The sequence below is a fragment of the Curtobacterium sp. MCBA15_016 genome (assembly GCF_001865105.1).
GTDB lineage: Bacteria > Actinomycetota > Actinomycetes > Actinomycetales > Microbacteriaceae > Curtobacterium.
Map to the genome: position 1 here is coordinate 17,730 of NZ_MJGR01000026.1, position 14,182 is coordinate 31,911.

The following is a 14,182-nucleotide window of genomic DNA, read 5'->3' on the forward strand; positions in this document are numbered from 1 at the left end:
CCGCGCCTCCCGTCCGTCATCCGGTCCGGTCCAGGGCCACAGCCCTCGGCCCGTCGGTCAGGCCGTGCTGCGCGCGACCAGACGCGTGACCGCGGCGAGCGGGATGCCGACCCAGTCGGGACGGTTCCGGGTCTCGTAGACGACCTCGTAGACGGCCTTGTCGAGTTCGAACGCGTCGAGCAGCTCCCGGTGGGCACGCAGGTCCGATCCCGTCCCCTGCTGGTAGCCGTCGAGGAACGCCGACCGGGCCTCCTGCGCCCACTCCCCCGCGTCGACGGGCTCGGCGTCCTGGGCGAGCGAACCCTGGACGTAGTCGAACGAGCGCAGCATGCCGGCGACGTCCCGGAGCGTGACGTCCGGCAGGGAGCGCTCGGTGAGCGGGCGGAGCGGCTCGCCCTCGAAGTCGAGGAAGACCCAGCCGCGGGGTTCCGGAGCGGCGAGCACCTGCCCGAGGTGCAGGTCCCCGTGGATGCGCTGGAGGTCGGGCCAGTCGGCGTCGGCGGCCCGGGCGTAGACCGCACGGACGGCGTCGACGTGCGGCCCGATCGCCGGGGCCTCGCGTGCCGCGGCGTCGAGCCGGCCGTGCATCGTCGCGATCGCGGCGGCACGGCGGTCGTCGTCGGCGGGCTCGGTCGGCAGGGCCTCGGCGAGGGTGCGGTGCACCTCGGCGAGCGCGAGCCCGAGCCGCTCGGCGTCGGATGCGAAGGGGATGCCCTCGCGGGCGTCGCCGAGCGCCACGCGCCAGGCGTCCTGCAGCCCCGGCAGGAACTCCTGGGCGAAGGCGAGGTGCCCGCTCGCGGTGCCGTCGGAGCGCCCCGGGTCCGGCCAGCTCCCGCGGAGCGCGCCGTACACGCGCGGCACCCGGGCGCTGCCGGCGGCCGAGAGGGCGAGCTGCGTGGTGACGTCCGGGTTGTCGCCGTGGTGCAGTACGCGGAAGACCTTCACGATGACCTCGGCGCCGGTGTCCGTCTCGCAGATCACCGACGTGTTCGACTGTTCGCCGCTGAGCACCCGGGACCGCCGGACGGTGCCGATCGGGACGAGACTCTCGTCGTCAGCGTCGATGCGCGCGGCGAGGGACCGGATCCAGTCCGGATCGGCGGTCGCGTCGTGCACGGTCCCGGTCGCGTCGGGGCTGACCGGCGCCTGGTAGAGGACGGGGCCGGTCGGGGCGTCGTCGAGGACGAGGCGGGTACCGGCGGGCTGCGCGAGGGTGCGGAGCCGCGGGGTGGCGCCCTTCGCCGTGTACCAGCGCTGGTGGGCGATCCAGCCCTCGAGGGTGCGGTCGGTGGGCTCGCCGGGGGCGGGGACGGGTGCCTCGTCGCTCATGGGGCGAACCGTACGCGCCGGGGGCTGAGGGTGGTGCGCTGGGTCGTGGGGCGTGGGGCGCTGGGCGCTGGGGTCGTGGGGCGCTGGGTTCGGGTCGTCCGCTGTCCTCCACAGGGCGTCGTTCCGGGTGGGGCATCCACAGAACGCGGCAGGCCCGGTGACGAGGGCCCCGCGGCGGACGACACTGACGGCATGCAGACCCCGCACCCGGAGCCGCTCGGCCGCACCGACCCCCGTCGCACGTGGCGCATCGCCGACGACCGGCGGCTGCCCGCCCTCGAACCCTTCGCCGACCGCGTCCTCCGGCACGGTCCCGTGGTGCTGCGCGAGCACCTGTGGGACACCGACGACCGGGCCCTCGCGGCCGAGGGCGTCGAGCTCCTCCGGTCGGACGCCGGGTGGAGCGTCGACCGCGGTGACGGACCGGTCGAGGTGCCCCCGGACCTCGACGGCGGCGACGACCACGATGCGGACCACGTACCGCGCGACGTTGTCGAGGTCTTCCTGCGCGGCCGCCCGGTCCGGGTCGTCCGGGTGCGGGACACGGCGACGACCCTCGTCGAGCTGCGCGGGCGGGACGGGCGGCTCCGGGCCGAGGTGGCCGACGTCCGTGTGGACGAGGGCGAGCCCGACGCCGCGGTGCTCCGGTCGGCTCGGTGGTGGGCGCTGAGCGACGACGGGCGGGGCGGGACGGTGTCCCGGGCTGCGGAGCGGGCGCTGGCGGACGCGGCGGAACCCGGGGTGGGTGGTGGCGCCCGGGGTGGGGCCGGGCGCGCTGGTGGTGGGGCCGGGCGGGCTGGAGGCGGGGCCGGGCACCCTGCGCTCCGTGCCGCACCCGAGCGTCGGAAGGGAACGGCGGGACGCCCGCGACGCGGTTCGGCGGCCGCTGCCCTGCGAGCGGTCCTCCGGTCGTTGCGCGCCGACCTCGTCGCGGTCGACCCGAGGGTGCGTGCCGACGAGCACGGGTCGGTGCACGACCTCCGGAAGGTCCTGCGTCGGCTGCGGAGCGTGCTGGCCGCGTACCGCGGTGCCCTCGACCGCGACGCCACCGAACCCCTGCGCGCCGAACTGGCCGAGGTCTCGCGGGTGGCCGGTGTCGCCCGCGACGCCGAGGTCCTGCGCGACCGGTTGCTCCGCACGGCCGGCCGCGCTCCCGAGGGCTTCGTCGACGCCCAGACCCTCGACCGGATCGGTGCGCACGTCGCCGAGTCCCGCGCGGCGGCGGCCGCCGACCTCCGACACACCCTGCGCTCGGCGACGTGGTTCCGGGCACTGGACCGCCTCGACGACCTCGTCGCCCGGGTGCCGCGGGGACCGCACGCCGACGACGACGCCCAGGCGTTCACCGTCCGCCGGATCGCGCGCGAGCGGAAGCGGGTCGCGAAGGCGATCGACGGCGGCACCGAGACGCTCGACGACCTGCACGAGGTCCGGAAGGCGGCGCGGCGGCTGCGCTACGCCCTGCAGGCCGCCGACGAGGCGACGGACCTCGGGAAGCGGCACCTCGGGTTGCTGCGGCGGGTCCAGGACAGCCTCGGCGAGGTGCTCGACGCGGCGCACGCCACCGCGGCCCACCGGGAGCTGGCGACCCTCGCGGCGAGGAGCGGGGCGGACACGTTCGGCGCCGGGGTCCTCGCCACGACCGAGCACGCCGTCGTGGAGCGCGAGCGGGACCGGGCCGAGCACCTCGTCGCCCGCCTGCGGTCGCGCGTGGCGACCGGTCTGCGAGGATGACCGGGTGCCGCACTACCTCGAAGACCTCGCCGCCGGACAGACCTTCACGACCCCGGGCCGGACCATCACCGAGGCGGACGTCGTGTCGTTCGCCTCGTGGACGAACGACAACAACCAGGTCCACACCGACGTCGAGTTCGCAGCCAGGACCCGCTACGGCCAGCGGGTCGTGCACGGGCTGCTCGGCACCTCGCTCTGCCTCGGCCTGATCGCCCGCACCGGGGTGTTCGAGGGCTCGGCCGTCGCGCTGCTCGGCATCGACCAGTGGCGCTTCACGGCGCCGGTGTTCATCGGGGACACCCTGACGTGCGAGGTCGAGATCCTGTCGACGCGGCTCACGAGCTCCGGGACGACGGGCATCGTCGAGCGGACGGTGTCGCTCCGGAACCAGCGGGGCGAGACCGTGCAGCAGGGGCGCATGGACGTCATGGTCCTGACGCGGGACGCCGCGATCGCCTGACAGGCCGGGCGGGCACTCGCCCGGAATCGTTGCCGCGCTCTTTACAACGATGTACCAGCCGCGCCAGCATGGAGGCATGAGCACGCTCGACGGCATCGTCGCCGCACCTGACACCGCTTCCCCGCAGGCCCTCCCGCTCGCCTCCCGGCAGGACGGCACGTACCCCCGGCCGCAGATGCTCCGCCCGCAGTGGGCCGACCTCGACGGCACGTGGTCCTTCCGCAACGACGGCGACGACCCCGCCTGGCGGACCGGCTTCCCCGACGCACGGGACATCGTCGTCCCGTTCCCGCCCGAGTCCGTCGCGTCGGGCATCGACGAGCCGGGCTTCCACCCCGTCGTCTGGTACTCCCGCACCATCGGCCGCGCCGAGCTCGAGGCCGCCGGACACGGCGACGCAGCACCCCGGCTCCTGCTGCACTTCGGCGCGGTGGACCACCGCGCCCGGGTCTGGATCGACGGGCAGTTCATCGGCGAGCACGAGGGCGGCCACACGCCGTTCTCGTTCGACGTGACCGACGTCCTGACCGCCTCCGACGCCGTGCACACCCTCGTCGTCCGCGCCGAGGACGACCCGCACGACCTCACCCAGCCCCGCGGCAAGCAGGACTGGCACGAGGACCCGCACGCCATCTGGTACCGCCGCACCACCGGCATCTGGCAGACCGTCTGGCTCGAGGCAGTGCCGACCACGTCGATCGAGTACCTCCGCTGGACCAACCTCGACCACCAGACGCTCCGCCTGACCGTCCGGCTCGCCGGGGTCCGGACCGGCGGCGAGCGCCTCCGCGTCGACGCCCGCTGGGACGAGCGCGACGAACACCTCGCGACGATCGAGACCATGCTCGGTGCGACGGCGAACGAGTTCGACGTGCTCGTCCCGATCGCCCGGCAGGCGAACGGGCAGGCCGAGGACGAACTGCACTGGTCGCCGGAGGCACCGCGGCTCGTCGACGCCACGGTCACCCTGCTGGGATCAGGTAGCGACCCGACCCCGATCGACGCCGTCGCGTCCTACTTCGGCGTGCGCACCGTCGGCGTCGACGGTGGCGCGTTCCTCCTCAACGGCCGGAGCTACGACGTCCGCAGCGTCCTCAACCAGGGGTACTGGCCGGACTCGCACATCGCAGCCCCCTCCCGCGAGGCGCTCCGCCGCGAGGTCGAGCTCATCAAGGAGCTCGGCTTCAACGCCGCACGCAACCACCAGAAGATCGAGGACCCGCGCTTCCTCTACTGGGCGGACCGGCTCGGCATCCTCGTGTGGGGTGAGGCGCCGGGTGCGTACGCGTTCTCGCCGCGGGCCGTGCAGCGGCTGATGCGCGAGTGGATGGACGCCGTCGAACGCGACGCGTCGCACCCGTCGATCGTCACGTGGGTCCCGGCGAACGAGAGCTGGGGCGTGCAGCACATCGCGACCGATCCCGCGCAGCAGGCCTACGCGCGGTCGTTGGCCGACGTCACGCGGGCGATCGACCCGACACGGCCGGTGATCTCGAACGACGGGTGGGAGCACCCGGACTCGGACATCATCACGATCCACGACTACGAGGGCGACGGGCCCCGGCTCGCGGCGACCTACGCCGACGACGCGGCGCGCGCGGCACTGTTCCACGGCATGGGCCCGTCCGACCGCTGGGTGCTGGTCGGTGGAGCGGTCGACCGCGGGCAGCCGGTCATGCTCACCGAGTTCGGCGGCGTGAACTACCAGCCGGGCGCCCAGCGCGAGGACGGCTGGGGCTACACGACCGCGGCCGACGGCGACGACTGGATCGCCCGGATCACGGCGCTGTACGACGCGATCCGCGCGAGTTCGTTCCTCGCCGGGTCCTGCTACACGCAGCTCACGGACACGATGCAGGAGACGAACGGCCTGCTGAACGCGGACCGCACCCCGAAGGTGCCGATCGAGCAGATCCGGCGCGCGGTCACCGGTCGCTGACGCGACGCAGGGGCCGGGAGGCACGTCCTCGGTGAGCAGGAATGGTCGGGTCCGACGAACGGACCCGACCATTGCTGCTCACGAGACGCGGAGATCGGCGCGAGACCGACGCGGCGTCTCGGCGCGGATCAGGAGGCGCGGCTCAGGAGGCGAGGAACCGCAAGACGGCCTCGTTCCACTCGTCCTTGTGCGATGCCAGCACCCCGTGCGGCCCGCCCTCGATGACGTGGGTCTGCGCGTTCGGGATCGCCGCAGCGGTCCGCTTGCCCGACACCTCGAACGGCACGATGCCGTCGGAGTCGCCGTGGATCACGAGCGTCGGCACGTCGACCTTGGTGAGGTCGTCGCGGAAGTCCGTGGTGGCGAACGCGACGGTGCAGTCGAGCGTGCCCTTCGGCGATGCGAGCTCGGCGATCGCGAGGTCGTACGCGCGCTGGTCGCCCGACACCAGGGGCTTGTTCACGAGCGAGGGCTTGCCCGCCGTGTAGAACAGGTCGACGAACTCGTGCAGGAACGCGGGGCGGTCCCCGGTGATCCCGTTCGAGAACCAGTCGGCGAGGTCCTGGTCGACCCCGCCGTCGGGGTTGTCGTCGGACTTCCAGAGGTACGGCGGCACCGCGCTCGCGAACACGAGCTTCTTCACCCGGCCCGTGCCGTAGGTGGACACGTAGCGTGCGAGCTCGCCGCCACCCATCGAGAACCCGATCAGCGTGACCTCGGTCAGCCCGAGCTGGTCGAGCAGGGTGTCGAGGTCGGCGGCGAACGTGTCGTAGTCGTACCCGCCCCACGGCTGCGACGACTGCCCGAAGCCACGACGGTCGTACGCGACGACACGGTGCCCGGCCTCGACGAGGGCCGGGATCTGGCCCTCCCACGAGCGGCCGGACAGGGGCCAGCCGTGGATGAGGACGACCGGGTCGCCCGATCCGAAGTCGTCGTAGTGCAGGTCGATGTCGTGCCCGTTCTCGGCTCCGACGGTGATGAACGGCATGGTGCCTCCGGTGGTTGCGTCTTCCAGGGAACGCCGACCATGCAACGCCGTGGGCCCTCACCGAGGCTGGAACCGTACGCCTTGCGGACACCGGTGACGTGCCGTGGACGTGCGAGGATCGGGCGGTGACGAGCGCCGGGGAGACGAGCCGCGCCTCCAGGCCGGCCCTGGAGGCGCGCCACAGCGGCTGGACCACTCCCCTGCTCCTGTGGCTGGCCTCGCGCGTGGTCAGCACGGTCCTGCTCGCGACGGTCTACGCCGTGGCGACGGCGAACGGCTGGCCGTTCGCGTCGACCCGACGCGATCCGTCCTTCTTCACGTTCTCGGGGTCGTGGGACGCGTCCTTCTACCGGATCATCGCGGAGCACGGGTACCCGACGACGCTGCCGCTCGACGACTCGGGGCACGTCCTCCCGAACGCCTGGGCGTTCCTGCCGGTGTTCCCGACGCTCGTGCGCGCGGTCATGCCGCTGACGGGCGGGTCGTTCTGGGTCGCGGGCGTGCTCGTCGCGACGCTCGCCGGGGCCGGGGCGTGCGTGCTGCTCTACCGGCTGGTGCTCGCCGTGGGGTGCTCGCACCGTGCGCGGTGGGCGACGGCGCTGTTCGCGTTCGGTCCGACCGCGTTCCTGCTGCAGGTGGCCTACGCCGAGAGCACGTTCCTGCTGCTGCTGTTCGGGGCCCTGTTGGCGCTCGTCCGTCGGCGCTACAGGCTGGTCGCGCCGCTCGGGCTCGTGGCCGCGTTCACGAAACCGGGGGTACTGGCGTTGGCTGTGGCGCTCGCGGTGCACCTCGTCGTGCGGTGGGTGCGGGAGCGTCGGGCGCTCCCGGTGCGGGACGCCGTGGCGATCGTCGTGTCGGGGCTGGTGGTGGCTGCGGCGGGGCTGGCGTGGCCGGTGATCGCCTCGGCCGTGACGGGTCGTCCGAACGCCTACCTCGACACCGAACTGTCGTGGTGGGTGGGGTTCGTGGGGCGGCAGCACTTCGCGCCGCTCACGCCGTGGTTCACGATGGCGGGGACGTGGCTCGGGCCGCTCGGGATCGTGCTCGTGGTCGCCGTGCTCGCGGGGGCGGTGTGGTTCTGGACGCGGAGGTCGGTCCGGGCCCTCGGGGTGGACGTGTGGGCGTTCACGGCGGCGTACGCGCTGTACCTCGTGGCGGTGTTCCTGCCCCAGCAGTCCCTGCCCCGGTTGCTCATGCCGACGGCGCCGCTGCTCGGGTCGGACGTGTTCGTGCGGACGCGGCGGCGGGCGGTCGTGTGGCTCGTCGTGGGCGTGTGCCTGCAGCCGGTCGCCGTCGTGCTGCTCTGGTTCCTCGGGTACCCCTGACGAGCGGCGCGGCCCGGCGCGGAGCGGCGCGGCCCGGCGCGGCGGGCCGACGTCGAACCACGGAACCGACACCGAACCAGCGCGGGTCGGTGGTTCGGTGTCGCCTTCGTGGTTCGACGCGAACGCGAACGCGGCCCCGCGGCGCGCCGCCGGCGCGCGCCAGCGCTACGCGTCGAACGTGTGGAACCAGGCGGTCCCGCCCGGGTGCTGCACCGTGATCATCTCGTCGAGGTCGCGGTACGGCCCGTCCTGGTTGTGGCTCGCCGACTTGATGCGGACCGTGCCGTCCGCCTCGGTGAACACCTCGGACACGATCGTGGTGTGGTCCGGCGAGTCGTTGTCGTTCCAGTCGTAGAACACGATGTCGCCGACGTTGACCTTGTCGCGCTCGTCGAGGGAGCGGCGGGTGAGTCCGAACTCCGCGGCGTTCGCGGTCAGCCACGGGTCCATCGTCGGGCAGTAGGTCCACGTCGCCGAGTGCTCCGCCCCGGCCGACCGGTTGTACCAGTCGGAGCGCTGCTGCCAGCCGCGAGCGATCAAGGTCTGCGACACGTAGTTCGCGCAGTCGCCACCGATCGGGTTCATGGTGCCGTACTCGGCGAGGTTGTAGTCCTTCCAGTGCGCCATCGCGTACTCGAGCTGCCGGTCGACGTCGGTCAGTGCCGCGTAGGCCAGGGTCGAGGTCGCCACCGCCGTCGAGGCGTCCGGGACGGGCGCGGTGGTCGGTGTCGGCGTGGCCGTCGCGGAGTCCTGCGTCGCCCCGGTCTGCCCGTCGTTCGCGGCGCTGCCGTTGCCGTCCGAGGACTGGTTGGCGGACGGTGACGGCTCGATCGCGGTCGTGAAGAGCGCGACGTCCGCCGAACCCGCCGTGTACATCGCCTGGTGCGGTGCCGTGAAGGTCACCTTCGTGGCGGTCGCCCGGACGTCCCGCGCGGCGATGCCACCGACCGTGACGCCCGCGACCGCTGCCAGCCCGGAGCCGGCGACGGTGATCGTCACACCGCCGGCGAGCGGGACCTGCGCAGGGCTCAGCGACTTCGCGACCGGCTTCGCGGTGGGCGTGGACGAACCGCCACCGCTGCTCGTGCCACCACCGGACGCCTTGCCCGTTCCGCCGTCCCCCGACGAGCACGCGGCGACGGCGAGCCCGATGCCGGTGACGCCGGCGAGGGACAGCAGGGAGCGGCGCGTCAGGGAAGCAGTCATGGTGCTTCCCAGGGTAGGCGACGACACGGCATGATCTCTGGCAGGAACCACCGTCGAGAGGATCAGACCACCCATGCCCGAGAGCCACGACTTCTTCGTCGCAGCCGCCCCCGACCACGTCCGCGCACTCGTCCGCGGCGCACTCGTCCGCGAGGGCTACACCGTCGACGACGGCGACCAGGGAGCCCTCCGCGCCACCCGCGGCAGCATGGGCCTCACGCTGCTCATCGGCGGCATGGCGAACGACCGGACCTTCCACACCCGCCTCGACGTGCAGATCATGGTCACGCCGGACGGTCGGACGGTCGCTCGGCTCCTGCGCGGTGCCGGCAAGTCGGCGCTCAAGGGCGGCGCGCTCGGCATCTCGCGCGGCAACCGCGCCTTCGAGCAGGCCGCCAACGCGATCCACGGCGAGCTCGCCCAGGCCGGGATCCTGACGGAGAGCGTCCCCGGCTGACGCGGGCCCGCCCCGGGAACGACAGAAGGCCACCCGATCGGGTGGCCTTCTGTCTCGGAGTGGAGCTAAGGGGATTCGAACCCCTGACCTTCTCATTGCGAACGAGACGCGCTACCAACTGCGCCATAGCCCCGAGAACGCATTCACACTAGCACCCGCGTCGGCCCGATCCGAAATCGAGCGATCAGACGGCGCGGCGGCGACGCATGATGGCGTCGAGGTCTGCCTGCTCGTAGGCGTCCTCGCCGAGGACTCCCATGCCGGCCCACTTGCTCGGCGGCGCCGGGGGCGCGGCGGGAGCAGCGGGTTCCGGAGCGGGAGCGGCCTGCGCGACGGGGGTTCCCGTCCCGGCCGGCGCACGCAGACCCAGCCGTTCGGCGAGCCGCCCCTGGTCGTGCGCGGAGAGCGACGCGACGGCCTCCTCGACGTCCGGGCGCATGGGCGACACCCGCGCGAGCGACGGGTCGGTCTCGGCAGCACGGATCGCGGCCGCCTCGGCCTCGGCTTCCGCCTTGGCCGCGGCGACCCGCTCCTTCAGGCGGGCGGCGAGCTCCGCCGAGGACTCCGGCGTGGCCGCCGGGACCTTCGGGCGTTCGACGTACAGCGGCTTCGGGACGCGGTTCGGCGTCCAGCTGCGGTCACGAGCGGGTTCGGCGGGCTGCTCGGTCGACAGCGGCGGCGCCGGGTCCGTCCACTCGCTCGCGGGCCTGGAGGCGCGGCTCGACTCCGGCACGACCGTCGCGGTCCGGGCCTTCCGCGCCTTCGCCACCTGGTGCAGCTGGGCGAGGACCGCTGCGGACCCACCGGCGGCGACGAGGCCGGCGACACCGACGAGCCAGGCGGCGGGGGCCGCGACGAACACGACGACCGCGACGACGAGGCCGAACGTGCCGAGCAGGGTCGCCCCCAGTCGGGACCGACGCATGCGCATCGCGGTGAGTGCGGGGACCGCCGAGGCCCGCTCGAGCACGGGTGCCTGCTCGGCCAGTCGACGGGTGATCTCCCGCTGCCGGGCCGCCTCATGGGCGCGGACGATCGCGGTGCGCTTCGCCTCCTCCGACTTCGCGACCCGCTGGGCCTCGGCGAGGGACTTCGCGTTCATCTCGATGCGGACCTCGTCCGGCAGCTCGGCGGTCTGCGCGAGGATGCGGAGGGTCTGCTGCAGCCGGATCGCGTTCCGCTCCGTGGCGAGGTACTGCCGACGGGCCGCCCAGGACGGCATGAGGTAGACGAGCCAGAGCACGGCCGCGATGAGCAGGACGATGCCGCCGCCCCAGGAGCCGATACCTGCCATGGGGACACGGTAGGGGTGGGCGTTCCCCCGGCCGGTGATTGCCGGACGCGTGTTGCGCGTGTCGTGACGAAATCACCGGGGGCGAGCCGCGCCTCCCGGGCCGCCCGGCCGGACGGACCGGACCCGCGGGTCAGACGCGGGGCGTGGTGTGCAGCGGCATCGCGGCCTCGTCGCGTGCCGCGAGCGGGACCGAACCGACGCCGGGCGGGACCTGGCCGCGGACCCAGCGTTCGAGGACGCCCTCGCGGACCTCTTCGGCGACGAGGGCGAAGCAGAAGTGGTCGCGCCAGTCGCCGTTGATGTGGATGTACCGGCGGCGGAGCCCCTCGTACCGGAAGCCGAGCTTCTCGACCACCCGCAGCGACGGGGCGTTCTCGGGACGGATGCAGATCTCGATGCGGTGGATGCCGACCACGCGGAAGCAGTGGTCCACCGCCATCGCGACGGCGATCGGCGTGACGTTGTGGCCGGCGGCGTCCTCGACGACCCAGTAGCCGATCGAGGCACTGGCGAGGGAGCCGTACGTGATGCCGGAGACGTTGAGCTGCCCGACGAAGCGGCCGTCGAGCTCCATCGCGAACGGGAGTCCGAGCCCCGCGCGGGCGTTGGCCTGGAGCGCGCGGATGCTGCCGCGGACGTCGGTGGAGACGTGACCGGAGGGGTTCGTGGCCTCCCACGTGCGGAGCCACGAGCGGTTGCTCGCGAGGGCGACGTCGAGGTCGCGGGTGTCGCGGAGTCGGAGGGGCCGGATGGTGACCCGCCCGTGGGACAGGGTCGGGATCGTCGTCATCGCGCTGGTTCCTCCGGGAGCGTCGAACGGGCCCGGGGGTGTTCCCCGGACCCGTTCGGCGACGGGTCGTCTATTCGCCCGCGTTGAACTCCTTGAGCCACGACTTGAGGTCGGGGCCGAGGTCTTCGCGGTCCGAGGCGAGCTGGACGATCGCCTTGATGTAGTCGAGTTTGTCACCGGTGTCGTACCGGCGTCCACGGAACACGACCCCGTACACGCCGCCGGTCCACTCCTCGGCGTTCGCCATCTTCATGAGCGCGTCGGTCAGCTGGATCTCTCCGCCCTTGCCCGGCTCCTGCTTCTCGAGGACGTCGAAGACCTCGGGACGGATGACGTAGCGGCCGATGATGGCCAGGTTCGAGGGTGCCTCGCCCTGCGGGGGCTTCTCGACGAGGCCGGTGATCTTCACGACGTCGTCGGTGTCGGTCTCCTCGACCGTGGCGATGCCGTAGAGGTGGGTCTGCGACTCCGGGACCTCGAGCAGGGCGACGACGGTGGCGTTCTTCTCGCCCTGGACCTCGATCATGCGCTTGAGCAGCGGGTCGCGGGCGTCGATGATGTCGTCACCGAGGAGCACGGCGAACGGCTCGCGGCCGACGTGCATCTTGGCGCGGAGCACGGCGTGGCCGAGGCCCAGCGGGTCGCCCTGGCGGACGTAGTGCATGTCGGCGAGGTCCGTGGACTGGTTCACCTTCTGCAGCTTCTCGTGGTCGCCCTTCTTCTTGAGGGTCTCCTCGAGCTCGGACACGTGGTCGAAGTGGTTCTCGAGCGCGTTCTTGTTGCGGCCCGTGATCATCAGCACGTCGGTGAGCCCTGCGCCGACGGCCTCTTCCACCACGTACTGGATGGCCGGCTTGTCGACGACGGGGAGCATCTCCTTCGGCATCGCCTTGGTGGCGGGGAGGAAGCGCGTGCCCAGGCCTGCGGCGGGGATCACGGCCTTCGAAATCTGGAAGCCCATGCCTGGACGGTATCGGATGACCCCTGGAGGGGGCATGTCGTCGCTACGGAGGACACGGCTTCTCGCGCTCGGCGGCGGAAAGCCGCAAGACGTGCCCTCGGTAGACTCCTCGGCATGATCGCCGATCTCGGGAACGAGAAGCGCGCCCTGCGAGCCGAGCTCCGGCAGCGGCGGCGCACCCGGACCACGACCGAACGCGAGACCGACACCGCGGCGCTCACCGCGACCCTGCAGCGCTTCGCCGAGGAGCGCCAGGTCGAGTCGATCGCGCTGTACCTCTCCGCACCCGAGGAACCCGACGTCCGCCCGTTCCTGAACTGGGCGTTCGAGCGCGGCATCCGGGTGCTCCTGCCGATCACCCGCGAGGACGGCCTGCTCGACTGGGCGGTCGGCGACGGCGCCTCCGAGGCCGAGGGGCTGGCCGGCGTGCCCGAGGTCGTCGGCGAGGTGCTCTCCCCCCTCGCGATCAACGACGTCGACGCGATCCTCGCCCCCGCCGCCGCGGTGGGACACGACGGCGTCCGGATGGGCTGGGGACGCGGCTACTACGACAAGACGCTCGGGTCGATGGCGAACCGCCCGCCCGTCTATGCTGTGATCTTCGACGCGGAGTACCTCGACGAGGTCCCGCGCGAGACCCACGACGAACCCGTCGACGGCATCATCACGCCGTCGCGCATCATCACCTTCCGGAGCTAGGGTGCCCACCTACTCGTACCGCTGCACGGAGTGCGGCAACGCCTTCGACATCAAGCAGTCGTTCTCCGACGCCACGCTCACCGAGTGCCCGGCGTGCGGCGGCGTGCTGCGCAAGGTCTTCTCGCCGGTCGGGGTGACGTTCAACGGGGGCGGCTTCTACCGGACCGATTCCCGGGCGGCGCCGAAGGGCTCGTCGGAGTCGTCCGGCTCGTCCGAGTCGTCGTCCTCGTCGTCGTCCTCGACGCCGGCGAAGTCCGAGTCGAAGCCCGCAGCAGCGAAGCCCGCTGCCTCGACCACGCCGAAGCCCGCCGGGTCCTGACCGGGGTCCGGACTCCTCGGTAGGTTGATGGGGTCGCCGTCCGGCGGCCGTCCTCGACCCGGAAGGAGTCCCGTGAAGGGCTTCAAGGAGTTCCTGCTCCGCGGCAACGTCATCGACCTGGCCGTCGCAGTCGTCATCGGTGCAGCGTTCACCGCCATCGTGACCGTCATCGTGAACGCGATCATCAACCCGGCGATCGGCGCGGTGTTCAACGCGTCGAGCCTCGACGACGCGCTCAAGGTCGACATCCCGACCGTGGCGGGCGGCAAGCCGGCGACCCTGATGTTCGGCTCGGTGATCGGTGCGGTGATCAACTTCGTCATCGTCGCGGCCGTCGTGTACTTCGCCCTCGTGCTCCCCGTGAACCACCTCAAGAAGGTCGCGTTCGAGCGGGTCAAGAACGACGAGGAGCAGACGCCGCAGGACGTCCCGCCGACCGACGTCGAGGTGCTGCTCGAGATCCGCGACCTGCTCCGCTCGCAGAACGGCGTGCCCGCGAACACCGGTGGCGGTGCGCACGTGGCGCCGTCGACCGCTCCCGAGGGTCCCGGTATCGGCGGCACGACGAAGCTCTAGCTGCTCCCGCACAACCGAAACCCGCCCGAACCACGCGATCACGTGGCTCGGGCGGGTTTTGCTTGTGCGAACGGCCGGCGGCAGCGCGCGGCCGGCGCGAGC

At 72.6% G+C, this 14,182-nt stretch carries 14 protein-coding genes and 1 tRNA gene; 8 read left to right on the plus strand and 7 right to left on the minus strand.

The window, feature by feature from the left end:
* Window positions 1–57: 57 nt before the first annotated feature.
* Entirely contained in the window at window positions 58–1,329 is a 1,272-nt protein-coding gene (locus BIV03_RS11540; RefSeq protein WP_071295811.1) for a phosphotransferase, read from the minus strand.
* Between the two features lie 192 nt (window positions 1,330–1,521).
* Between BIV03_RS11540 and BIV03_RS11545 the strand changes: the two genes are divergently transcribed.
* The 3 genes from BIV03_RS11545 to BIV03_RS11555 all read left to right on the plus strand — a co-directional run bounded on the left by BIV03_RS11545 (window position 1,522) and on the right by BIV03_RS11555 (window position 5,462).
* Window positions 1,522–3,063 (plus strand): CHAD domain-containing protein, encoded by a 1,542-nt coding sequence (locus BIV03_RS11545; RefSeq protein ID WP_071295812.1) that lies wholly within the window; start codon window positions 1,522–1,524, stop codon window positions 3,061–3,063.
* A 4-nt stretch (window positions 3,064–3,067) separates the two neighbouring features.
* Complete coding sequence (locus tag BIV03_RS11550; RefSeq protein WP_070417876.1) at window positions 3,068–3,523, plus strand: MaoC/PaaZ C-terminal domain-containing protein; 456 nt, start codon at window positions 3,068–3,070, stop codon at window positions 3,521–3,523.
* Between the two features lie 76 nt (window positions 3,524–3,599).
* Window positions 3,600–5,462 (plus strand): glycoside hydrolase family 2 protein, encoded by a 1,863-nt coding sequence (locus tag BIV03_RS11555; RefSeq protein ID WP_083403383.1) that lies wholly within the window; start codon window positions 3,600–3,602, stop codon window positions 5,460–5,462.
* A 142-nt stretch (window positions 5,463–5,604) separates the two neighbouring features.
* Here BIV03_RS11555 and BIV03_RS11560 read toward each other — a convergent pair whose 3' ends face one another.
* The gene (locus BIV03_RS11560; protein WP_071295813.1) at window positions 5,605–6,453 is read right to left on the minus strand and encodes an alpha/beta fold hydrolase; all 849 of its coding nucleotides are present in this window, start codon (window positions 6,451–6,453) and stop codon (window positions 5,605–5,607) included.
* 125 nt (window positions 6,454–6,578) lie between these two features.
* Between BIV03_RS11560 and BIV03_RS11565 the strand changes: the two genes are divergently transcribed.
* Window positions 6,579–7,778 (plus strand): hypothetical protein, encoded by a 1,200-nt coding sequence (locus BIV03_RS11565; protein ID WP_254790865.1) that lies wholly within the window; start codon window positions 6,579–6,581, stop codon window positions 7,776–7,778.
* Between the two features lie 165 nt (window positions 7,779–7,943).
* On the opposite strand, the gene BIV03_RS11570 is transcribed toward BIV03_RS11565, so the two are convergent.
* A complete protein-coding gene (locus BIV03_RS11570) occupies window positions 7,944–8,984 on the minus strand; it encodes an amidase domain-containing protein (RefSeq protein ID WP_071295814.1) in 1,041 nt (346 codons plus the stop codon).
* Between the two features lie 73 nt (window positions 8,985–9,057).
* Here BIV03_RS11570 and BIV03_RS11575 point away from each other — a divergent pair, with 73 nt between their 5' ends.
* A complete protein-coding gene (locus BIV03_RS11575; RefSeq protein WP_071295815.1) occupies window positions 9,058–9,441 on the plus strand; it encodes a hypothetical protein in 384 nt (127 codons plus the stop codon).
* Window positions 9,442–9,501: 60 nt separating this feature from the next.
* Here BIV03_RS11575 and BIV03_RS11580 read toward each other — a convergent pair.
* The 4 genes from BIV03_RS11580 to galU all read right to left on the minus strand — a co-directional run bounded on the left by BIV03_RS11580 (window position 9,502) and on the right by galU (window position 12,486).
* Window positions 9,502–9,574 (minus strand) — tRNA-Ala (locus tag BIV03_RS11580).
* 51 nt (window positions 9,575–9,625) lie between these two features.
* Window positions 9,626–10,735: a hypothetical protein gene (locus tag BIV03_RS11585; protein ID WP_071295816.1), complete on the minus strand. Its 1,110-nt coding sequence runs from the start codon at window positions 10,733–10,735 to the stop codon at window positions 9,626–9,628.
* Between the two features lie 130 nt (window positions 10,736–10,865).
* Window positions 10,866–11,525 (minus strand): GNAT family N-acetyltransferase, encoded by a 660-nt coding sequence (locus BIV03_RS11590; protein WP_070417871.1) that lies wholly within the window; start codon window positions 11,523–11,525, stop codon window positions 10,866–10,868.
* Window positions 11,526–11,595: 70 nt separating this feature from the next.
* A complete protein-coding gene (gene galU / locus BIV03_RS11595) occupies window positions 11,596–12,486 on the minus strand; it encodes a UTP--glucose-1-phosphate uridylyltransferase GalU (protein WP_022907539.1) in 891 nt (296 codons plus the stop codon).
* A 114-nt stretch (window positions 12,487–12,600) separates the two neighbouring features.
* On the opposite strand from galU, the gene BIV03_RS11600 reads away from it, so the two are divergent.
* From BIV03_RS11600 to mscL, 3 genes are all read left to right on the plus strand, one after another.
* Window positions 12,601–13,185 carry a 5-formyltetrahydrofolate cyclo-ligase gene (locus BIV03_RS11600; protein WP_070417869.1) on the plus strand — a complete coding sequence of 195 codons (585 nt, stop codon included), beginning with the start codon at window positions 12,601–12,603 and terminating at the stop codon, window positions 13,183–13,185.
* A gap of 1 nt (window position 13,186) precedes the next feature.
* On the plus strand, window positions 13,187–13,504 hold the full coding sequence (locus tag BIV03_RS11605; protein ID WP_071295817.1) for an FmdB family zinc ribbon protein: 318 nt from the start codon (window positions 13,187–13,189) through the stop codon (window positions 13,502–13,504).
* Window positions 13,505–13,576: 72 nt separating this feature from the next.
* The gene (gene mscL, locus BIV03_RS11610) at window positions 13,577–14,080 is read left to right on the plus strand and encodes a large conductance mechanosensitive channel protein MscL (protein ID WP_070417867.1); all 504 of its coding nucleotides are present in this window, start codon (window positions 13,577–13,579) and stop codon (window positions 14,078–14,080) included.
* Window positions 14,081–14,182 lie beyond the last annotated feature (102 nt).